At 73.2% G+C, this 20,118-nt stretch carries 15 protein-coding genes; 7 read left to right on the plus strand and 8 right to left on the minus strand.

Annotation, left to right across the window (positions count from 1 at the left end; translation table 11 throughout):
- Positions 1-39 precede the first annotated feature (39 nt).
- Genes ACGF0J_RS19565 through ACGF0J_RS19580 form a run of 4 tightly spaced genes read right to left on the minus strand, consistent with a single transcriptional unit; the run spans position 40 to position 3,809 of the window.
- The gene (locus tag ACGF0J_RS19565) at positions 40-1,371 is read right to left on the minus strand and encodes an ABC transporter substrate-binding protein (protein ID WP_393147610.1); all 1,332 of its coding nucleotides are present in this window, start codon (positions 1,369-1,371) and stop codon (positions 40-42) included.
- Between the two features lie 31 nt (positions 1,372-1,402).
- Positions 1,403-2,221, minus strand: a complete 819-nt coding sequence (locus tag ACGF0J_RS19570; protein ID WP_393147612.1) for a carbohydrate ABC transporter permease — start codon at positions 2,219-2,221, stop codon at positions 1,403-1,405.
- On the minus strand, positions 2,218-3,111 hold the full coding sequence (locus ACGF0J_RS19575) for a carbohydrate ABC transporter permease (RefSeq protein WP_393147614.1): 894 nt from the start codon (positions 3,109-3,111) through the stop codon (positions 2,218-2,220). Before ACGF0J_RS19575 ends, ACGF0J_RS19570 begins: the two co-directional genes overlap by 4 nt.
- Complete coding sequence (locus tag ACGF0J_RS19580) at positions 3,111-3,809, minus strand: glycerophosphodiester phosphodiesterase (protein ID WP_393147616.1); 699 nt, start codon at positions 3,807-3,809, stop codon at positions 3,111-3,113. The genes ACGF0J_RS19575 and ACGF0J_RS19580 overlap by 1 nt, the downstream gene beginning before the upstream one ends.
- 301 nt (positions 3,810-4,110) lie before the next feature.
- Between ACGF0J_RS19580 and ACGF0J_RS19585 the strand changes: the two genes are divergently transcribed.
- The gene (locus ACGF0J_RS19585; protein WP_393147618.1) at positions 4,111-5,112 is read left to right on the plus strand and encodes a teichoic acid biosynthesis protein C; all 1,002 of its coding nucleotides are present in this window, start codon (positions 4,111-4,113) and stop codon (positions 5,110-5,112) included.
- A 31-nt stretch (positions 5,113-5,143) separates the two neighbouring features.
- On the opposite strand, the gene ACGF0J_RS19590 is transcribed toward ACGF0J_RS19585, so the two are convergent.
- Genes ACGF0J_RS19590 through ACGF0J_RS19600 form a run of 3 tightly spaced genes read right to left on the minus strand, consistent with a single transcriptional unit; the run spans position 5,144 to position 9,427 of the window.
- Positions 5,144-6,406 carry a M20/M25/M40 family metallo-hydrolase gene (locus ACGF0J_RS19590; protein WP_393147620.1) on the minus strand — a complete coding sequence of 421 codons (1,263 nt, stop codon included), beginning with the start codon at positions 6,404-6,406 and terminating at the stop codon, positions 5,144-5,146.
- On the minus strand, positions 6,403-8,352 hold the full coding sequence (locus ACGF0J_RS19595) for a prolyl oligopeptidase family serine peptidase (protein ID WP_393147622.1): 1,950 nt from the start codon (positions 8,350-8,352) through the stop codon (positions 6,403-6,405). Before ACGF0J_RS19595 ends, ACGF0J_RS19590 begins: the two co-directional genes overlap by 4 nt.
- A 4-nt stretch (positions 8,353-8,356) precedes the next feature.
- Positions 8,357-9,427, minus strand: a complete 1,071-nt coding sequence (locus ACGF0J_RS19600; protein ID WP_393147623.1) for a C39 family peptidase — start codon at positions 9,425-9,427, stop codon at positions 8,357-8,359.
- 119 nt (positions 9,428-9,546) lie between these two features.
- Here ACGF0J_RS19600 and ACGF0J_RS19605 point away from each other — a divergent pair, with 119 nt between their 5' ends.
- Positions 9,547-10,911: an SWIM zinc finger family protein gene (locus tag ACGF0J_RS19605; protein ID WP_393147625.1), complete on the plus strand. Its 1,365-nt coding sequence runs from the start codon at positions 9,547-9,549 to the stop codon at positions 10,909-10,911.
- Positions 10,912-10,936: 25 nt separating this feature from the next.
- On the opposite strand, the gene ACGF0J_RS19610 is transcribed toward ACGF0J_RS19605, so the two are convergent.
- Positions 10,937-12,049, minus strand: coding sequence for a DUF5925 domain-containing protein (locus ACGF0J_RS19610; RefSeq protein WP_393147627.1), 1,113 nt, complete (start codon positions 12,047-12,049; stop codon positions 10,937-10,939).
- 129 nt (positions 12,050-12,178) lie between these two features.
- Here ACGF0J_RS19610 and ACGF0J_RS19615 point away from each other — a divergent pair, with 129 nt between their 5' ends.
- From ACGF0J_RS19615 to scpA, 5 genes are all read left to right on the plus strand, one after another.
- A complete protein-coding gene (locus ACGF0J_RS19615; RefSeq protein WP_393147628.1) occupies positions 12,179-14,044 on the plus strand; it encodes a potassium transporter TrkA in 1,866 nt (621 codons plus the stop codon).
- A 71-nt stretch (positions 14,045-14,115) separates the two neighbouring features.
- Positions 14,116-15,066: an S-methyl-5-thioribose-1-phosphate isomerase gene (gene mtnA / locus ACGF0J_RS19620; protein WP_393147630.1), complete on the plus strand. Its 951-nt coding sequence runs from the start codon at positions 14,116-14,118 to the stop codon at positions 15,064-15,066.
- A gap of 85 nt (positions 15,067-15,151) precedes the next feature.
- Positions 15,152-16,054, plus strand: coding sequence for an N-acetylmuramoyl-L-alanine amidase (locus ACGF0J_RS19625; protein ID WP_393147632.1), 903 nt, complete (start codon positions 15,152-15,154; stop codon positions 16,052-16,054).
- A gap of 62 nt (positions 16,055-16,116) precedes the next feature.
- A complete protein-coding gene (locus tag ACGF0J_RS19630; protein ID WP_393147634.1) occupies positions 16,117-17,904 on the plus strand; it encodes a methylmalonyl-CoA mutase family protein in 1,788 nt (595 codons plus the stop codon).
- Positions 17,901-20,066: a methylmalonyl-CoA mutase gene (gene scpA / locus ACGF0J_RS19635; protein WP_393147636.1), complete on the plus strand. Its 2,166-nt coding sequence runs from the start codon at positions 17,901-17,903 to the stop codon at positions 20,064-20,066. Before ACGF0J_RS19630 ends, scpA begins: the two co-directional genes overlap by 4 nt.
- The last annotated feature ends 52 nt before the right edge of the window (positions 20,067-20,118 follow it).

Genomic DNA, 20,118 nt, shown 5'->3' on the forward strand with positions numbered 1-20,118 from the left:
CGGTGAGGGGCGGCCCGGGAGCACGGGCCGCCCCGCCCGTCACCGGTGCTTGTCCACGGTGGCGCGGACCGACTCGGCGCCCTTCCTCAGCTCGGCCGCCACGGCGGCGAACACCTCCGCCGCGGGCTGGTTGTCGGCGTAGATCTTCTGCAGGCCGCCGTAGATCGCCCGGTTGGCGTTCGGCACCAGCAGCCGCACCTGGTCCTGCGCCTTGGTCCTGGGGAGCTGGTCGACCGCCATCTTGAAGTTCGGCTTGTCGGCGAACAGCTTCTTCATCTCCGGCGTCTCCAGCGCCGCCTTGGTCGAGGGCAGGTAGCCGGTCTCCACCGACCACCGGGTGGCGTTCTCCGGCCTGGCCAGGAAGGACAGGAACTGGAAGGCGGCCTGCTTGCGCTCCTTGGTCGCCCCGGCCATGATCGAGATCCCGCCGCCGCCCGTCGGGCAGCCGAACGCGGTGTGCTCCGGCAGGAACGCGGTGCCGACCTCGAACGGTGAGTCCTTCGTGATGCCCGTGAGCGCCCCGGTGGACTCGCAGACCGTGGCGATGAGCCCGTTGGAGAAGTCGAGCTTCGGGCTCTGCGCCATGTAGGCGAGCTTGTCGTCGTGGATGAGCCGGCGCTGCCACTCGCCCGCATCGACCGCGCCGCCCTGGTCGATGGTGACGTCGAGGCCGTTGGAGTAAGCGCCGCCCCACTGCCACACCGTGCCCTGGAACTGCCAGTCGCCGTCCACCTTGAAGTACGCGGTGAGCTTCGGCGACTGCCCGTTGACCTTCCGCGAGGTCAGGGCCGGAGCCCACTCGCGCAGCTCGGTCCACGTCTTCGGCCCCCGGTCGGGCAGCCCGGCGGCGGCGAACAGCTCCTTGTTGTAGTAGAACAGCGGGGTGCTGCGGGCGAACGGCACCCACCACACCTCGTTCTTCACCGTGCCCTCGGCGATGAGCTGGTCGATGTAGTCGGCCGGCTTGAGCGAGCCGCCCGAGAAGTGGGAGCCCAGCGGCTCCAGCGTGTCGTTGAGGTGGAACTTGTTCCAGGTCACCTCGCTGAAGACGCACAGGTCGGGCAACTGGCGGGCCTGCATCGCGGTGGCCAGCTTCTGGGCGGTCTCGTCGTAGGTGCCCTGGAACTGCGCCTCGACGTAGATGTCGGTCTGCGAGCCGTTGAACGCGGTGACGAGGCGCTGGAAGGCGTCACCGGGGACGCCGCTCCAGGGGTACCAGATGACGACGCGCTGCCGCTTGGCGTACTGCTCGGGCACCTTGCCCTCGGGCTGCGCCATGCCCGAGCCGGAGCCGCCGCACCCGGTGGCGAAGGCGAGCAGGCCGGCTCCGGCTGCGCCGAGGAAGTGTCGCCGGTTCAGGGAGGCGATCATGGCGGGGTCCTTTCCGGTGGAACGTGGGGGGTCAGCCCTTGACGGCACCTTGGGTGAGGCCGGCGACGATGTGGCGCTGGGCGAGGAAGAACAGGACGAGGACGGGGGCGACGACGAACATGGTGGCGGCCATGACCGCGCCCCAGTTCGTGTAGCCCTCCTGGTTCTTGAGCAGGAGCAGGCCCACCGGCAGGGTGCGCATGGACGCGGTGTTGGTGACGATGAGCGGCCAGATGAAGTCGTTCCACTTGCTGACCAGCGACACGATGCCGACGGTGACGAGCATCGGGCGCGACATGGGCAGCACCACGCTCCACAGGGCACGCAGGTGGCCGGCGCCGTCCATCCGGGCGGCCTCGACCAGCTCGCCCGGCAGGGTGAGCATGTGCTGGCGGAGCAGGAACGCCCCGAACGCCGAGGCGACGCCCGGGATGACGATCCCCTGGTAGGTGTTGATCCAGCCGAGCTCGGAGACGGTGAGGTAGTTGGGCAGCAACGTCACGTGGCCGGGCACCATCATCGCGCCGAGCAGGGCGGCGAACAGCACCCGCTTGGCGGGGAAGCGCAGGTGGACGAACGCGTACGCCGTGAGCACGGCGTTGGCGACCTCCAGCGCGGTGCCGGCGAGGGTGGTGACGACCGAGTTGAGGTAGAAGTCGGCGAACGGCGCGGAGTTCCAGGCGTCGGCGTAGTTGGCGACGCGGATGTCGGTCGGGATCCACGCGGGCGGCCAGGTGTAGATCTGCGACGGGTCCTTCAACGAGGACGACAGCAGCCAGTACAGCGGGCCCACCATGATGACGCCGACGACGACGAGCAGGGCGTACTGGGCGGTGCGGGCGAGTCTCACTGGTAGTGCACCTTCCGCTCCAGGTAGCGCGCCTGCACCAGGGTGATGGCGAGGATGACGGCGAACATGACGATCGCGCCCGCTCCCGCGGGGCCCGCCTGGAAGCTCTGGAAGCCCGACTCGTAGACGAACCACGACAGGGTGGTGGTGGCGCCGGCCGGACCGCCGCCGGTGGTCAGCGCGATGACGTCGAACGCCTGGAAGGAGCTGATCGTCGTGGTGATGACGAGGAAGAACGTCACGGGCGACAGCAGGGGCAGGGTGAACCTGCGGAACGTCGTCCACGGCCCCGAGCCGTCGAGCGCCGCCGACTCGTACACCTCCTTGGGCAGGTTCTGCAGTCCCGCGAGGTAGACGATGGCGGCGAAGCCGGTGTTCTTCCAGAGGTAGACGATGATGACGGCCGGCAGCGCCCAGTCGGAGTCGGTCAGCCACGCCGGCGACTGCGCGCCGACGGCGGAGAAGAACACCCGCGACAGGCCGTAGTTGGGGTCGAAGATGAACGCCCAGGCCAGGCCCACCGCCGCGCCGGAGAGCACGTGGGGGGCGAACACCATGGTGCGGACGAAGCGGCGGCCCCGCAGCCGCTGGTTGAGCAGCATCGCGATGCCCAGGCCGAAGACCATGCCGCCGCCCACGACGCCGACCGTGAAGTACAGCGTGACCAGCAGCACGTCGGCGAACCCGAGGCTGGTGAACAGGTCGGCATAGTTGCCGAGGCCGACGAGGTTCTTCACCGGCGAGATCATGTCCCAGTCGGTGAGGCTCAGGTAGGCGTTGTAGAGGACGGGCCAGTACGAGAACACCGCGATGAGCAGGAAGTTCGGCCCGACCAGCGCGAGGAACAGCAGGTGCTCGCGGCGCGCCGGCCGGCCCGTCGGCGACGGCATCAGGGCGTCCCGGCGTCCGCACGCAGGCGCAGCAGCGAGGAGATGTCGTCGACGACGATCCCGTCGACGCCGTACTCCATCGCGGCGACGACCTCGGCCTCGTCGTCGAGCGGGCCGACCCAGACGTGGTAGCCGCGCTCGCGCATCGCGGGCACGCCGGCCGCGTCGGCGACCTTCCACCGCGGCCCGAAGTACTGCGGTCGCAGGGCGTCGAGCAGGTCCTGGGGCGGCGGCCGCTCCTCGGTCCAGTCCAGGCCGATCACCGCGTCGGGCGCGTCGGCGCGCAGCCGGGTCAGGGCTTCGCGTCCGCCCCGGCGGGCCGCGACGAAGATGGAACGGGCGAAGGCGTCGCCGTGCCGGCGCAGCATGGCGACGGCGGGTTCGACGACGTCGTCGGTCTTGAGATCGACGAGGAAGGTGGTGTCGCCGAAGGCGTCGAGGACCTCCTCGAAGGCCGGTACCCGGTACTCGCCGCCGAGGCCGCGCACCTGCGTGAAGGGGAGGTCGGCGACGTCGGCGGGGTGGCCCCACAGTCGTTCGAGGCTCGCGTCGTGGAGCAGCACGATCCGGCCGTCGCGGGTGAGGCGCAGGTCGAACTCCAGGGTGTTGGCGCCCTTGTCGACCGCCGACTGCAGGGAAGGGAGGGTGTTTTCGCGATGGACGAGCGGATCGCCACGATGCGCGATCGTGAGGAACACGTGGTTCTCCTAGCAGGGGGTGGCGTGACAGTACAGCGCGTTTCTAACGCAGAAACGCGTTGTGTTCACGCCTGCAGTTAACACGATCGTCACACCGCAGAACAAGGGGCGCGCGCCCCCACGGACTCGCCGCCGCCGGCGCCCCCGTGCTCATGGCGCCCCTTCCCGGAGGGCCCCGCCGCACAGATGAGAGGTGAGAGACGAAACTCCGTGAACTTAACATCCATAGGCTTGATAAGAACACCGGGTCCACTGTTAACTGGCGGACGATCCACCCCCCAGCTCGCGGCCAGGAGGCTCCATGCCGACGCGACGCACGTTCCTCATCGCCGGCGCCGTCGCCGGCGCAGCCACCATCACCGGCGCCACCACCGCCCGCCCCGCGGCGGCCGACCCCGAAGCCGGGCCGCTACCGCCGAGCCCCCGCTTCGACTGCGCCGCCCCCGGCGCGCGGCTGGTCGGCGCCGCCCCGCTGCACAACGCGACCGTCATGCAGTCGCTCGCGTTCGACAACGTCAACCGGCACCTCTTCGTCGTCCAGCTCATGGCCGGCGGCCTCCGGCTGCCCGGCGAACCCGCCCCCGTCAGCGGCGCCACCCGCTCGGCGAACGGCGACCTGTGCCTCACCCGCCTCGACCGGCACGGCCGCGAGACCGGCCACATGTACCTGCGCGGCTTCGGCCACGGCGTCCAGATCGGCGCCGAACCCACCGGACGCGGCACCTTCCTGTGGACCGAGACCGACTCCGTCGCCGAGGACGGCTCCGGCTGGGGCACCCGCATCTGCCGTTACAGGTTCGCCGACGGAGCCGTGCTCGACCCCGGCTCGCCCGAACTGGCCAAGCAAGCCCCCATCCCCGGCGCCGACCGCACCACCTGCGGCACCGACCCCGTCCACCGGCGGCTCGTCATGCGCCACCGGATCGGCGGCGCCTTCCGCTACACGCTCTACCGGCTGGACGACGTCCGCCGCCACAGATACCAGCCGCTCGCCGAGGTCGCCCAGCCCGCCCTCGGCCACTCCTTCCAGGGATACGCCTCCTACGGCTCCTACCTCTACCTGCTGGAGGGCACGTCCGGCGCGATGCCCGGCAACACGCACCTGACCTGCGTCGACTGGCGCACCGGCGACGTCGTCGAACGCCGGCCGGTGACCGACGGCGCCGACGTCGACTTCCGCGAGCCGGAGGGCATGGCCGTGCACGTGGCCGGCCCGGGCGCCGTGCGGCTCTGCTACGGCTTCGCCTCCGGCGTGCCGGGCGCCCGGCTGGCCAACGTGTACTACAAGGAGACACTCGCCTGAGCCCGGCAGGCCCGACCCGGGCCCGCCCGGGTCAGGTGAGCAGGCGGGTCAGCACGCGGGTGCCGAACTCCAGCCCCTCCACCGGCACCCGCTCGTCCTTGCCGTGGAACATCCCGAAGTAGTCGAGGTCCGGCCGCAGCATCAGCGGCGCGAAGCCGTACCCCTGGATGCCGATCCGGGCGAACGACTTGGCGTCGGTGCCGCCGCTCATCACGTACGGCACCGGCCGGGCCAGCGGGTCCTCCGCCACCAGCGCGCCCGCCAGCTCGTCGAAGAACGCCGACGGGTACGGCGCGGCCGGGGCGTCCTCCAGGTTCACGAACTCCCGCGTGACCTTGGGGCCGAGCAGCTCGTCGATCGTGGCCAGGAACTCCTCCTGCTGCCCCGGCAGGTAACGCCCGTCCACGTGCGCCTCGGCCGTCGAGGGCACCACGTTCACCTTGTAGCCCGCCGCGAGCATCGTCGGGTTCGCCGAGTTGCGGATCTGGCCCTTGAACAAGGTGCCGAGCGGGCCGAGCCGTTCGGCCTCCGCGTCCAGCCGGTCCAGGTCGATCTCCTGGCCGGTGATCTCCGACAGGCTCCTGATGAGCGCCGCGACCGACGGCGTCAGCCGTACCGGCCACTGGTGGGAGGCCACCCGCGCCAGCGCGGCCACCAGCGTCGCCACCGGGTTGTCCACCGCGGGCCGGGACCCGTGACCCGCCACGCCCCGGGCGGTCAGCTTCATCCAGGCCGTGCCCCGCTCGCCCACGGCCACCGGGTAGACCCGCCGGCCGGACGACTCGACGCTGAACCCGCCCGACTCGCTGATCGCCTCCGTCACCCCGTCGAACAGCTCCCGGTGCTCGGTCACCGCGTGCCGCGAGCCGAGGTCGCCGGTCGACTCCTCGTCGGCCAGGAACGCCAGCACCACGTCACGCCTCGGCCGCAGGCCGCGCGCCCGCATGCCGAGCACGGTGGCCAGCGTCATCGCGCACGAGCCCTTCATGTCGACCGCGCCCCTGCCGTACACGCAGCCGTCCACGATCTCACCCGAGAACGGGTGCAGCCGCCACTCCGCCGGGTCGGCGGGCACCACGTCCAGGTGGCCGTGGATGAGCAGCGCGTCGGGCGAGTCGCCCTCGAACCGGGCGACGACCGTGGTGCGGCGCGGCTCCGACTCGAACACGACCGGTTCCAGGCCCGCCTCGGCCAGCAGCGTAGCCGTGTACTCGGCGGCCGGCCGCTCGCCCGAACCCGGGTTGGTCGTGTCGAACCTGATCAGGTCCGAGCAGATCTCGGCGACGTCCTTCACACTTCCTCCTTCGCCCCGGCCGGCTCGCCCGCCAGCTTGAGCGGCGGCACCTCGGGCGTGTCGAAACCGAACACCAGCCCGTAGAAGGCCAGCTCGGCCTCCAGAGCCGTCACGATCGTCTCCTCCCGCCGCCAGCCGTGCTGCTCGCCGGGGAAGGTGAGCAGCGCCCACCGCCTGCCGTGCCGGTCCAGCTCGGCGACGAACCGCTCGGCCTGGCCCACGTCCACGATCGCGTCCTCCAGGCCGTGCAGCATGAGGCACGGCCCCGACGCCCGCCCGGCGTGCAGCAGCGGCGACCGCTCGGTGTAGCGGTCGCGGGTCTGCGGCAGCGGGCCGATCAGGCCGTCGAGGTAACGCGACTCGAAGTCGTGCGTCTCGGCCGCCCAGCTCTCCGGGTCGGTGATCGCGTAGTGCGCGACACCGCCCGCGAACACGTCGCTGTGCACCAGCGCCGCCACCGTCGTCCAGCCGCCGGCGCTGCCGCCGCGCACGGCGATCCGGGCGGCGTCGGCCCGGCCCAGCTCCACCAGCCCGCGCGCGACCCGGGCGCAGTCCTGCACGTCCACCACGCCCCACCGGTGACGCAGCCGCTCCCGGTAGGCCCGGCCGTAGCCGGTCGAGCCGCCGTAGTTGACCACCGCCACCCCGAGGCCCCTGCTGGTGAAGTAGGCGATCTCCAGGTCCAGCATGACCGGGTGGTTGCCGGTCGGGCCGCCGTGGACGAAGACGACGTACGGGGCCGGCCCCCGCGCCCCGGACGGCGGATACAGGTGGGCGTGCACCCCTTCGATCGTCACCGTCTCCGGCACGGGCAGCAGTTCCCGGTCGGGCAGCGGCTTCGGCGCCGACACCGCCTCGTGCCCGCCGTCGTCGAGGTCGACCAGCCGCACCTCCAGCGGCGTGTACGGCGTCGCCGCCACCCCCGCGGCCTTGCCGCCCGCCGCCGACACCGTGGACGCCCAGTACGTCGCGTCGCCGCCGACCTCGCGCAGGGCGCCGGTCTCCGGGTCGAGCACGCCCAGCCGGCGGTGGTCGGGGGTGCCGTGCACGACGACCAGCCGCCCGTCCGCCACCGCGAACGTCGCCAGCCCCGGCTTCCAGGGGGCGTGCCCGAACTCCACCTCCACCGGCGTCAGGTTGCGCCCGCCGGAGCCGTCCCGGCGCACCAGGTGCACGTTCCACCAGCCGGTCGGGTCGGTCACCGCGTACAGGCTGTCGGCGTCGCGCCACTCGGCCTGCGTGACCGACTCCCGCGGCCCTCCCGCGACCACCGCGAACGGGCCCGCCGTGCCGGCGTCGCCCAGCGGGGCGACGCACAGTTCGGTGCCGTCCCACGGCATGTTCGGGTGGTCCCAGCCGATCCAGCACACGTGCCGGCCGTCGGGGGACAGGCGCGGGTTCATCAGGAAGTGCTGCGCCTCGACCACCACGCGGGCCGGACCGCCACCGGACAGCGGGACGGCCACGATCTGCCGCACGACGCCACCCCCGCGCCCGTCCCCGTCTCCCGGCCCGTCCCCGGCGTTCGGCCCGTCCCCGGCTTTCGGGCCGTCCGCCGTCTCGCGTACGGCCCAGACCTCGTCGCGGCCCGGCGGCAGGTAGAGGTCGCCGTAGCGGGCGGCGCCCGCCGGCGTGAGCGGCACCGGCTCGCCCTCGTCCAGCCGGTACAGGCGCTGGTCGGCCCAGTGGGTGAAGACCAGCCCGCCGCCGGGCAACGGCCGCCAGGACCGCCCGCCGTACTCCACCAGGCGGTTGCGCGCGTTCCAGCCGACCGGCAGCGCGTCCACCCGCGTGCCGTCCGGCAGCCGCCGCACCACGCACCGCCGGCCGCCCTCGTGCGGACGCGGCTCGTCCCACCACACCTCCACGCCGCCGGGTGTGGAGACGGCCTCCACCCACTGGGGGCCGCCGTCGGTGCGGGCCACGTCGATCGGTCGAATGCTCATGCCATCACCAGTTGCCATCGGAAGGGGGCAGCGGGACCTCGGGCGGGTGCAGCACGTACGCGATGCCGCCGCTGCCCGAGCCCCGCAGCCAGACGTACTCGAACGCCGCACGCGGATGCACCCGGCGCACCTGCGCGTCGCACGGCGCCGCCGGGTCGTTGACCACCACGTCGCCGCCGGCGGTGAACCCCGTCACCACCATGATCGAACCGGTCGTCGAGTAGCCCGCCCCGGGCAGCTCGTGCACCCGGAACGACTGCGACGTGATCACCGGGATGCCCGCCCGGACGAACGCCTCCAGCTCGGCCGCGGACCTGAGCCGCGTCACGAACCCGCGCAGCCCGTACGTGCCCGCGTAGGCCACGTTGAACGGCCAGTTGCCGGTGCCCTGGTAGCCGGAGTCGAAGGTGCCCCGCGCGGCGTGGTCCACCACCGGGCACGGGTCGCCGGCCCCCACCCACTCCAGCTCGGCCTTGCCCGGGCCGCGGCCCCAGAAGCCGAGCACCATCGCCACCGAGGCGGGGCCGCACCAGTTGGCGCCGCCGCCGTCGTACTCCGGGTGGTGCCCGGCGTGCTCGTGCTGCGAGTGGCACGGCACGGCCAGCTCGACGGCGCCGTGCGCGCCCGGCCGGCTCGGCGTGGGCGGGCGGTGCGGCACGGCGGAGGCCATCACGCACAACGAGCCCACCTCCACCCCGCCTGCCTGCCCGGCGGCGCCGTGCGCGGTGACGCGCACCTGGAACGCCACCAGCGGCCGGCGCGCCACGAACGTGTCGACCGCGACGTCACCGTCCTCGTCGCCCTGGCCGGCCAGCGACGTGCGCGGCGCCCCGTGCTCGGACCAGCGGCCCATCACGTACCACTTGGTGAGCCGGCCGTCCGCCGTCCGCGCCCGCAGCTCCACCTCCACCCACGATCCCGGCGGGGTGCGGGCCGTCCAGGACGGCACGAGCTGGGTGGCGGGGAAGCCGATCGGCCGCTCCTCACTGGTCCACGGCCCGGGCGTCCCCATGGCGGGGACCGGGAAGCGGGTCAGGGCCACGCGGGCCAGATCGACGGTGAGCACCAGGCTCATTGTGGTTTCCGTCCCCTCTGTCGCACATCGGAAGGTTTACGTACCACAGCGGTCCCGCCGACGGCGATCCTCCGCCGGGCCGGCCGTCTCTGTCGGTGGTGATCTCTAAGGTTCCGGCCATGACTCAAGCGGTGCAGGCATACTCCTACGCTGGCCCCTCCACGCTGGCCGACGGCCGGCTCGGCCTCTCCACCTCCGGCGGCACGGCCCTGTCCGGCGCCCGGCCCCATCCCCGCTTCTTCAGCGGGCTGCTCACCCAGGCCGCGCCGGCCGCCGCCGGGCTGCTCGCCGTCGCCGACGTGGCGCTCACCCGCTACCACCAGCCCCGGCCCGGCTGGACCCGCGACCCGGTGGTCACCTGCGACGGCGAGCGGCTCAGGTTCGAGTCGTTCTCCGCCTGCGGCGGCGTCTACGCCCGGCTCGACGTCGCGGCCCTCGACGGCGACGTGCTCGACCGCGGCACCACCAACGTCGACGTCAACCCGCCGCTGCGCGAGGCCCTGGTCCGCGTCGGCGGCAAGGATCCGCTCCACCTCGGCGTCGGCCCCGACGAGCTGGCCGTCACCACGCTCGACGGCGCGGTCGTGGAGAAGAAGGTGCCGCTGCCCGAGCGGTGGCTGCGCGGCTTCGCCGAGGTGCAGGTCATCGCGTCCGGCTTCGACCTGCGCGCCGAGTTGCGCGGGCCGCAGGTCGTCCGCTTCGTCCGGTCCCTGCCGCGCAAGGCGTCCGCGACCGTGTGGGCCGTCCCCGCCGGGCGCGACCTGCGCCTTTCGGCCACGCCCGCGCCGGGCGCCGTCTGCCTGTCGGGCGCGGGCCGGGTGGCGACGCTGGCGCCGCTGCTCAGGTTCGCCACCGCACTGCGCGTCTACGGCCCGGCCACCGGCTCGGGCCCGGAACCCACGGCGAGCGCCTGGGAGCTGGAGCTGCCCGGCATGCGCTACACCGTCGCCGTCTCCCCGCAGCCGTGGCGGGGCTTCTCCGGCGAGGGCGCCGTGCTGGCCGACCTGGCGACCGATGAGGCCGCCGGCGACGCCGACGTGGTGGGCATGCTGCTCACCTTCGAGCCGGCCGTCGAGATCGGGCTGCTGGCCGACCGCTCCGGCCTGTCCACCACGCGCGTACGGGCCGCCCTCACCCAGCTCGGCACCGCCGGCCGGGTCGGCTACGACCTGCACGAGGCGTCGCACTTCCACCGCGAGCTGCCCTACGACCGCGACCAGGTGGCGGCGCTCAATCCCCGGCTCACCGCGGCCCGCGCCCTGGTGGAGCGCGGCGCGGTGCGCCTCGACGGCCCGCCCGGCGCGGCCGCCACGGCCGAGGTCACCACGTCCGGCGGGGTGCGGCGGGTGCGCATCGAGTCGGGCGAGTGCACCTGCCCCTGGTGGTTCGACCACCGCGGCTCCCGCGGCCCCTGCAAGCACGTCCTCGCCGCCCGCATCGCCACCCGCGCGCCGGTGAGCGCGGCCCCGGAGGTCACCGTCTGACGGGCCGCCCGGCCGGAGGCGGGGCTCAGAGGTAGAGGCCGGTCGAGTCGTCCTTCGACGCGGCGGGCACCGCGCGCCCCGCGCGGGTCGCGTACAGCTCGGCCAGCGTGGCGCCGGCCGGCCCGACGCCGTCGGCGGTGCCCAGCCAGCGCACCGCCTCCTCGCGCGTCAGCGGGCCCACCTCAAGCTGGGCCAGGCAGCGGCCCGGCCGGACCACGGCCGGGTGCAGGCGGGCCAGGTCCTCGTTGGTGGTGATCGCCACGAGCACGTCACGGCCCTGGCCCAGCAGCCCGTCGGTGAGGTTGAGCAGCCGCGACAGCCCCTGGCCCGCCTGCGACTTGGCCGCCGCGCTGATCAGCTCGTCGCAGTCCTCCAGCACGAGCAGCCGCCAGCGCTGCTTGTCGTCGTGCTCGGAGTCGCTGTCGTAGCCGACCGCGACCTCCATGAGGTAGCCGGGGTCGTCGAACAGCCGCTCCGGGTCGAGCACGCAGTCGACCTGGCACCAGTCCTGCCACTGCTTGGCCAGCGAGCGCAGCAGCGTGGTCTTGCCGGTGCCCGGCGGGCCGTGCAGCAGGACGAGCCGGCCGTTGACGTCGGCGGGCGTGATCGTCATGAGCTCGTCGAGCGAGCGGCGCACCCGCGCGGAGTAGTTGCCGCTGATCTGGGGCCATGGCTGCGCGGTGATCGGCTTCTCCGAGCGGATGCCGCCGTGCGAGCCCCGCCACCAGAAGCCCATGTCGACGTGGTCGGTGTCGGGCTCCGGCTCCTCGGCGCCGTCGGTGCTCTGCTTCAGCACCGAACGGGCCAGCTCCTCGGTGACGGCGCTGACGCTGACCGTCGCCGTGCGGTTGCGGTGCCGGACGACCCGCAGCGTCCAGCCGTCGCCGCAGATCAGCCGGGACTCGGAGCCGTCGTCGACCTGCGCGCTGCGCACCAGGCGGCCGTCGGCGGGCGCGAGGGCCGCGTCGGGCCGTACGCGCTCCAGGTTGGCCTGGCGCGACCACGGCTGCACCCCCGTCGCGAACGGCGACAGGGCCAGCGCGTCGATCACGTCGATCGCGGAGTCGGCGTCGTCGATCCAGATCCGCATCGGCAGGTCGGGGGAGTCGGGGCTGGGGAAGGGCACCTCCCTGATCACAGACACCACTCTAATATCCGGCCTCGGCCAGCGGATGTCGAACGGTTTTGCGCTTTACCGCCATGACAGGACAGATCCGGCTGTAGCTTGTCTCGTCGGTCAACTTCCATCCGAAAAGCGAGGTACGGGGTGACAGGGGCGACGTTCCGGGAGCGTGCGCGTTACTGGTTCGACAACACGATGTCGAGGGGGACCGCCTCGCTGGTCGGCTGGCTGGCCGTCGTGTCCGTCGCGCTCATCCTCGTGGTCACCGGGCTCACCCTGTGGCTGGCCCCCCAGGAGCCGGAGGGGGCGAGCGGTCCCGGCGAGGTGCTGTGGATCACGCTCATGCACGCGTTGACGCCGGGCAAGCTCGCCAGCGACAAGGGTTCGATCGGCTACATGGCGGTCATGTTCGCCGCCTCGCTCGGCGGCCTGTTCATCGTCAGCATGCTCGTCGGCCTGCTCTCCAACGGGTTACGCGAGAAGGTGGACCGGCTGCGCCGTGGCCGGTCCCGCATCGTGGAGAACGGCCACACCGTCGTGCTGGGCTGGTCCGACCAGGTCTTCACGATCGTCAGCGAGCTGGTGAAGGCGCAGGCGGGCCGGTCCGGCTCGGTCATCGCGGTGCTCGCCGACCGCGACAAGCTCGACATGGAGGAGGAGATCCGCGACCACGTCGGCGACTTCGGCAGGACCCGCCTCGTGTGCCGCACCGGTCGGCCCACCGAACCGCACGACCTCGATCTGATGAACCTCACCACCGCCCGGTCCGTGGTGGTCCTGTCACCCGACGGCGAGGATCCCGACGCGCACGTCATCAAGATCCTGCTGGCGCTCGCCAAGCGTGACGGCGCCCACCCGCCCGCCGTGGCCGCCATCACCGCCACCCGCAACATCGCCGCCGCGCGCTTGGCGGGCGGCGACGAGGTGCACCTGGTCGATTCCGACGACACGGCCTCCCGGCTCATCGTGCAGTCCTCCCGCCAGTCCGGCATGTCGGTCGTCTGCATGGACCTGCTGAACTTCGACGGCGGCGAGATCTACATGCGCTCCGCCGGCGACCTGGCCGGCCGGACGTACGGGCAGACGCTCGACGCCTACGAGAACGCCAGCGTGATCGGCCTGCGCAGGCCGTCCGGCGTCGTGCTCAACCCGCCGATGGACACCCCCGTCACCGACGCCGACCAGGTCGTCGTCATCGCGCAGGACGCCGTGGGCATCCGCCCGGCCACCCGCGCACCCCAGCTCGACGCCGACGCGATCGTCGCCGCCGAGAGCCCGGCGCTGCAGGCGGAGCGCACGCTGCTGCTCAACTGGAACGGCCGCGCCGAGCAGATCATCCGCTACCTCGACGCCTACGTCGCTCCCGGCGCCGTGCTGGAGATCGCCACCGACCACCCCAAGGCGGGCGCCGACCTGGCCGGCCTGGACAACCTCACCGTGAACGTCAAGGACTGCGACACCACCGACAGGTACGCCCTGGAGTCGCTCGGCGTCGGCCTCTTCCAGCACGTCATCGTCCTGTCGGACGACCGCTACACCGCGCACCACGCCGACACCCGGACGCTCATGACGCTGCTGCAGCTACGCGACATGCAGCGCGTGCTCGGCCAGCACTACTCGATCGTCAGCGAGATGCACGACGAGAGCAACCGCGTGCTGGCCGAGGTGACCGAGGCGGACGACATCGTGATCAGCGACACGGTGATCGGCCTGCTGCTCGCCCAGCTTGCCCAGAACCGGCACCTGTCCGACGTCTTCGCCCACCTCTTCGACCCGCACGGCTCGGAGATCTACCCCCGGCCGGCCTCCTCGTACGTGCGCCCGGGACGGCAGGTGACCTTCTCCACGGTGGTCGAGGCCGCCCGGCGCAAGGGCGAGACCGCGATCGGCTACCGGGACGCGTCCGGGCGCAACATTCCGCCGCACTACGGCATCGTGCTCAACCCGCCGAAGAGCCGCCCCATCGTGCTCGGCGACAACGACTCGGTGATCGTGCTCGCCGAACGCTGACCGCCCGAGGCAGGCGGCCCACGCCGGCGTGAACGGTGGCGTCATTTCCGGTATGGGTTACCGTGCGTGGTGTGAGGACCATCGACTGGGTGGACGGGGCGATCGAGCTCGTCGACCAGACGCGGTTGCCCGACGAGTGCGTCACGGTCCGGATCACCACCGTCGAGGACCTGATCGGCGCGATCAGGCGGCTGGCCGTCCGCGGCGCGCCCGCGCTGGGTGTCGCGGGGGCGCTCGGCGTCGTGCTGGCCGGCGACGACCCCGGCGCCATCGCCCGGTTGCGGGCCGCCAGGCCCACCGCCGTGAACCTCGCCTGGGGCGTCGACCAGGCCGCCGCCTGGCTGCCGCAGGGCCGTGCGGCAGTGCTCGCGACCGCCCTGCGGATCCGTGACGAGGACATCGCCGCCTGCGTGGCCATGGGGGAGCGCGGCGCCGACCTGCTCGCGCCCGCCGAGACCACCGGCAGGCTGCGCGTCATGACGGTCTGCAACACCGGCGCGCTGGCCGCCGTCGAGCGGGGCACCGCGCTCGGCGTCGTGCTGACCCTGCACGAGCGGGGCCGGCTCGCCGAGGTGCTGGCCCTGGAGACGCGGCCGCTGCTCCAGGGCGCCCGGCTCACCTGCTGGGAGCTGGGCCGGATGGGCGCCCGGCATCGGCTCGTCACCGACGGCGCCGGCCCGTACCTGCTGGCCGGGGGCGGGATCGACGCCGTCCTCGTCGGCGCCGACCGGATCGCCGCCAACGGCGACACCGCCAACAAGATCGGCTCGTACGCCCTGGCGCTCGGCGCCGCGCGGGCCGGCGTGCCGTTCTACGTGGTGGCGCCCGAGACGACGATCGACTTCGCCACCGCCTCGGGGGAGCACATCGAGATCGAGGACCGGGGGCCGGAGGAGGTCGTCGCGGTCCGGGGCGTGCGGGTGGCGCCCGAGGGGACCGGCGCGCTGAACCCGGCGTTCGACGTGACCCCGCACGACCTGATCACAGCCATCATTACGGACAAACGGGTGATTAGACCTTAACGGCCTATATTCCGAAATTGCTCACCTGTCCGAAGAGGTCGCGTTACGCTCGGTGGTCACGTTCTCTACTTTCCGGGAGATTGACGTGGCCATCGACCTCGTGTCACGCCGCGCCTGGGGCGCCCGAGCCCCCCGCGGCGGCTACACGCCGTTGAACGCGACCAGAGGAGTCAAGGTCCACTACACCGGCGGCAGGGTGGACCCCGGCATCGTCGGCGACCACGACCTGTGCATCTCCCTGGTGCAGTCGATCCAGCGCCACCACATGGACGGCAACGGCTGGATGGACATCGGCTACTCCTTCGTGGCATGTCCCCATAAGAAGGTGTTCGAGGGGCGGGGACTGCACCGGCTGCCCGCGGCCAACGGATCCGGGCTGAACTCGGGGCACTACGCCGTCCTGGGACTGGTCGGGAACGCCGGGCTGGTCCAGCCGCCCGACGGCGTGCTGCACGCCATCCTCGACGCCGTCGAGCACCTGCGCGAGCGGGGCGGCGCCGGCCGGGAGATCAAGGGCCACCGCGACGGCTACTCCACCGACTGCCCCGGCGAGCCGCTGTACGCGTGGGTCAGGCGGGGCGCCCCCCGGCCCGGCGGCGGCGACGGTGACGGCGGCGACGGTGACGGCGGCGGCGACGGCGACGGGACCAAGGCGCCGCCGTTCCCCGGCCGGCTGTTGCGGTATCCGCCCGTGACGCGCGGCGAGGACGTGCGCACCTGGCAGCGGCGGATGCGGGCCCGCGGCTGGGACATCGCCGTGGACGGCGCCTACGGCGCCGAGTCGCGTGAGGTGTGCCGCCGCTTCCAGCGCCGGCAGGGCGTGGCGGACGACGGCGTCGTCGGGCCCGTCACCTGGCGGCTGGCGTGGGAGGCACCCGCGGCGGCCGAGCCCCGCGAGCCCGCCGACGCCCCCCGGACTCCCGGAGCCCCCGAGACTCCCGGAGCCGCCGGGGCGTCCGAGACCTCCGGCGCGCCGGAGGCGCCATGACCCGAGCCGGACGCCCACCCTGGGGTTAGCGGCTTGGGAGGGTTCCGCCTACTATCCGAATCATGAGACTGGCAGCCGGCTTCCCCCCCACCACGCGCGACGACTGGCGGGCGCTGGCCCTGGACGTCCTGCGCCGGTCCGGGGTGGAGACCGACTCCCCGGAGGAGGCGCTGGCCACCCCCACCTACGACGGGGTGACGCTCGCGCCGCTCTACGACGCCGGCGACCTGCCGGCCGCGCCGCCGTTCGACCGCGCGGCCCGCGCCGCCCGTACCTCCTCCGGATGGGACGTGCGGCAGCGGCACGCCGTCCCCGACCCGGAGGCCGTGCTGGCCGACCTGGAGAACGGCGTCACCTCGCTGTGGCTGGTCGTCGGCGACGGCGCGATCCCCGTGGGCGAGCTCGGCCGGGTGCTGAAGGACGTCCTCCTCGACCTCGCCCCGATCGCGCTGGACGCGGGCCCCCGCACCGCCGAGGCGGCCGGCGCGCTGCTCGCGCTGGCCGCCGGACGCGGCGCCGCCGTCACGGGCAACCTCGGAGCCGGCGGCGCGGGCCCGGACGCCGAGGAGACGGCCGTGCGGCTGGCGCTGCGGTGCGCCGCCGAGTTCCCCGGGCTGCGGGCCGTCACCGTGGACGCCACGCCGTACCACGACGCGGGCGGCGGCGACGCCGACGAGCTGGGCTGCTCGGTCGCGCTGGGCGTGAGCCACCTGCGCGCGCTGACCGACGCCGGACTGGCGGTGGCGGAGGCGTTCGGGCAGCTTGAGTTCCGCTACGCGGCCACCGGCGACCAGTTCGCCACCATCGCCAAGCTGCGTGCCGCGCGCCGGCTGTGGGGCAGGGTCGCCGAGGTGTGCGGCGTGCCGGACGCCACCCAGCTCCAGCACGCCGTGACGAGCTCCGCCATGATGACGGCCCGCGACCCCTACGTGAACATGCTGCGCACCACCGTGGCCTGCTTCGCCGCCGGGGTGGGCGGCGCCGACGCGGTGACCGCGCAGCCGTTCGACGCCTGCCTCGGCCCGCCCGACGCGTTCGCCCGCCGGATCGCCCGCAACACGCAGGCGCTGCTGCTGGAGGAGTCCGGCGTCGGCCGGGTGGCCGACCCCGCCGGGGGGTCCTGGTACGTCGAGCGGCGCACCGAGGAGCTGGCCGAGCGGGCCTGGGAGTGGTTCCGGGAGATCGAGGCCGCCGGCGGCCCCGAGGCGGCCGGGCCGCTGATCGCCGAGCGCGTCGCCGCCACCCGCCGGCGGCGCGACGCCGACATCGCGCACCGCCGCTTCCCGATCACCGGCGTGAGCGAGTTCCCCGACCTCGCCGAACGACCCCTCTCCCGGCCCGCCACCGCGACCGCCTCCCCGGCGGGCGGGACGACGGGCGGGACGACGGGCGGGACGACGGGCGGGACGACGGGCGGGCTGCCGCGCGTGCGCTACGCGCGGGAGTTCGAGGCGCTGCGCGACCTCGCCGACGCCCAGCCGGAGCGGCCCACGGTGTTCCTGGCCACGATCGGCCCGGTCGCCGTGCACACGCCGCGCGCCACGTTCGCCGCCAACCTCTTCCAGGCGGGCGGCCTGGCCACCGAGACCGCGGGCCCCGGCGAGGACCCCGAGCAGATCGCCACCGCGTTCGCCGCCAGCGGCTCCGCCGTTGCCTGCCTGTGCTCCAGCGACCGCATGTACGAGCAGCACGCCGAAGCCGTGGCCGCGGCCCTGAGGCGAGCCGGCGCGAAACGCGTGTGGCTCGCCGGCAAGGGCCACCACGAGGGCGTGGACGCCTGCCTCCACGCCGGCTGCGACGCGCTGGCCGTGCTGCGCACGACGTTCGACGACCTGGGAGTAGGCCGATGATCCCCGACTTCTCCGGCATCCCGCTCGACGCCGCCGGCGGGCCGGCCCGCCTCGACGGTGCGCCCGCCGGTGAGGTGGTCAAGGACGAGGGGGTGTGGGAGACGCCGGAGGGCATCGCCGTCAAACCCCTCTACACGGCCGCCGACCTCGACGGGCTCGACTTCCTGCGCAGCTACCCGGGCGCCGCGCCGTTCCTGCGCGGGCCGTACCCGACCATGTACGTCAACCAGCCGTGGACGATCCGGCAGTACGCGGGCTTCTCCACGGCGGAGGACTCCAACGCCTTCTACCGGCGCAACCTGGCGGCCGGGCAGAAGGGCCTGTCGGTGGCGTTCGACCTGGCCACCCACCGGGGCTACGACTCCGACCACCCGCGGGTGGCGGGCGACGTCGGCATGGCCGGGGTGGCGATCGACTCGATCTACGACATGCGGGTGCTGTTCGACGGCATCCCGCTGGACCGCATGTCGGTGTCGATGACGATGAACGGGGCGGTGCTCCCCGTCCTGGCGCTGTACATCGTGGCCGCCGAGGAGCAGGGCGTGGCGCCGGAACAGCTCGCGGGGACCATTCAGAACGACATCCTCAAGGAGTTCATGGTCCGCAACACCTACATCTACCCGCCGGCCCCGTCCATGCGGATCATCTCGGACATCTTCTCCTACACCAGCGAGAAGATGCCGAAGTTCAACTCGATCAGCATCTCCGGCTACCACATCCAGGAGGCCGGCGCCACGCTCGACCTGGAGCTCGCCTACACGCTGGCCGACGGGGTCGAGTACCTGCGGGCGGGCATCGCGGCCGGGATGGACGTCGACCGGTTCGCGCCCCGGCTGTCGTTCTTCTGGTGCATCGGCATGAACTTCTTCATGGAGGTCGCCAAGCTGCGCGCCGCCCGGCTGCTGTGGGCGAAGCTGGTGTCGGGGTTCGGCGCGAAGAACCCCAAGTCACTGTCGCTGCGTACGCACTCGCAGACGTCCGGCTGGTCGCTGACCGCGCAGGACGTCTTCAACAACGTGGCCCGCACCTGCGTCGAGGCGATGGCCGCCACCCAGGGCCACACGCAGTCGTTGCACACCAACGCCCTCGACGAGGCGCTGGCCCTGCCCAGCGAGTTCTCCGCCCGCATCGCCCGCAACACCCAGCTCCTGCTGCAGCAGGAGTCGGGCACCACCCGCGTGATCGACCCGTGGGGCGGCTCCTACTACGTCGAGCGCCTCACCCACGACCTCGCCGAACGCGCCTGGGCGCACATCGAGGAGGTCGAGGCCGCGGGCGGCATGGCCAGGGCCATCGAGGCGGGGCTGCCCAAGCTGCGCATCGAGGAGGCCGCCGCCCGTGCGCAGGCCCGCATCGACTCCGGCCGCCAGCCGGTCATCGGCGTCAACAAGTACCGCCCGGACGCCGACCAGCCGATCGAGGTGCTCAAGGTCGACAACAGCGCCGTCCGCGTGCGGCAGCTCGACAAGCTGCGCCGGTTGCGCGCCGAACGCGACCCCGGCGCCGTCGCCCGCGCGCTCGACGCGCTCACCAAGGCCGCCGGCGACCCGGCGCCCGGCCTGGAGCACAATCTGCTCAAGCTCGCCGTGGACGCGGCCCGCGCCAAGGCCACCGTGGGGGAGATCTCCGACGCGCTGGAGCGGGTGTTCGGCCGGCACGCCGGTCAGATCCGTACCATTTCCGGGGTGTACCGGGACGAGGCGGGTTCCTCCGCCGGCATCGAGCGGGTGCGGCAGGCGTGCGCCGACTTCGAGCGCGCCGAGGGCCGCCGCCCGCGCATCCTCGTGGCCAAGATGGGCCAGGACGGCCACGACCGCGGCCAGAAGGTGATCGCCACCGCCTTCGCCGACCTCGGGTTCGACGTGGACGTCGGCCCGCTGTTCCAGACGCCCGAGGAGGTGGCCCGGCAGGCGGTGGAGGCCGACGTGCACATCGTCGGCGTCTCCTCCCTGGCCGCCGGGCACCTCACACTGGTGCCCGCGCTGCGGCGGGCGCTGGCCGACCTCGACGCCGAGGACGTCATGATCGTGGTGGGCGGGGTCGTCCCGCCCGGCGACTTCGCCGAGCTGCGCGCGGCGGGCGCGGCCGCGATCTTCCCTCCGGGCACCGTGATCGCCGACGCCGCTCTGGACCTGCTGGAGGCGTTGCGCGGCCGTCAGTAGCGGTCCTCGCCCAGGGACTCCGCGCTCGGGCCCGCCTCGAACCTGAGGACGA

The sequence above is a fragment of the Nonomuraea sp. NPDC047897 genome (genome assembly GCF_043204415.1).
Lineage (GTDB): Bacteria > Actinomycetota > Actinomycetes > Streptosporangiales > Streptosporangiaceae > Nonomuraea.

What these genes read in the sequence shown, in the direction of transcription:
- ACGF0J_RS19565 (WP_393147610.1), bottom strand. Translation starts at nt 1,371, where the DNA reads ATGATCGCCTCCCTGAACCGGCGACACTTCCTCGGCGCAGCCGGAGCC.
- ACGF0J_RS19575 (WP_393147614.1), bottom strand. Translation starts at nt 3,111, where the DNA reads ATGCCGTCGCCGACGGGCCGGCCGGCGCGCCGCGAGCACCTGCTGTTC.
- ACGF0J_RS19585 (WP_393147618.1), top strand. Translation starts at nt 4,111, where the DNA reads ATGCCGACGCGACGCACGTTCCTCATCGCCGGCGCCGTCGCCGGCGCA.
- ACGF0J_RS19595 (WP_393147622.1), bottom strand. Translation starts at nt 8,352, where the DNA reads ATGAGCATTCGACCGATCGACGTGGCCCGCACCGACGGCGGCCCCCAG.
- ACGF0J_RS19600 (WP_393147623.1), bottom strand. Translation starts at nt 9,427, where the DNA reads ATGAGCCTGGTGCTCACCGTCGATCTGGCCCGCGTGGCCCTGACCCGC.
- ACGF0J_RS19605 (WP_393147625.1), top strand. Translation starts at nt 9,547, where the DNA reads ATGACTCAAGCGGTGCAGGCATACTCCTACGCTGGCCCCTCCACGCTG.
- ACGF0J_RS19630 (WP_393147634.1), top strand. Translation starts at nt 16,117, where the DNA reads ATGAGACTGGCAGCCGGCTTCCCCCCCACCACGCGCGACGACTGGCGG.
- scpA (WP_393147636.1), top strand. Translation starts at nt 17,901, where the DNA reads ATGATCCCCGACTTCTCCGGCATCCCGCTCGACGCCGCCGGCGGGCCG.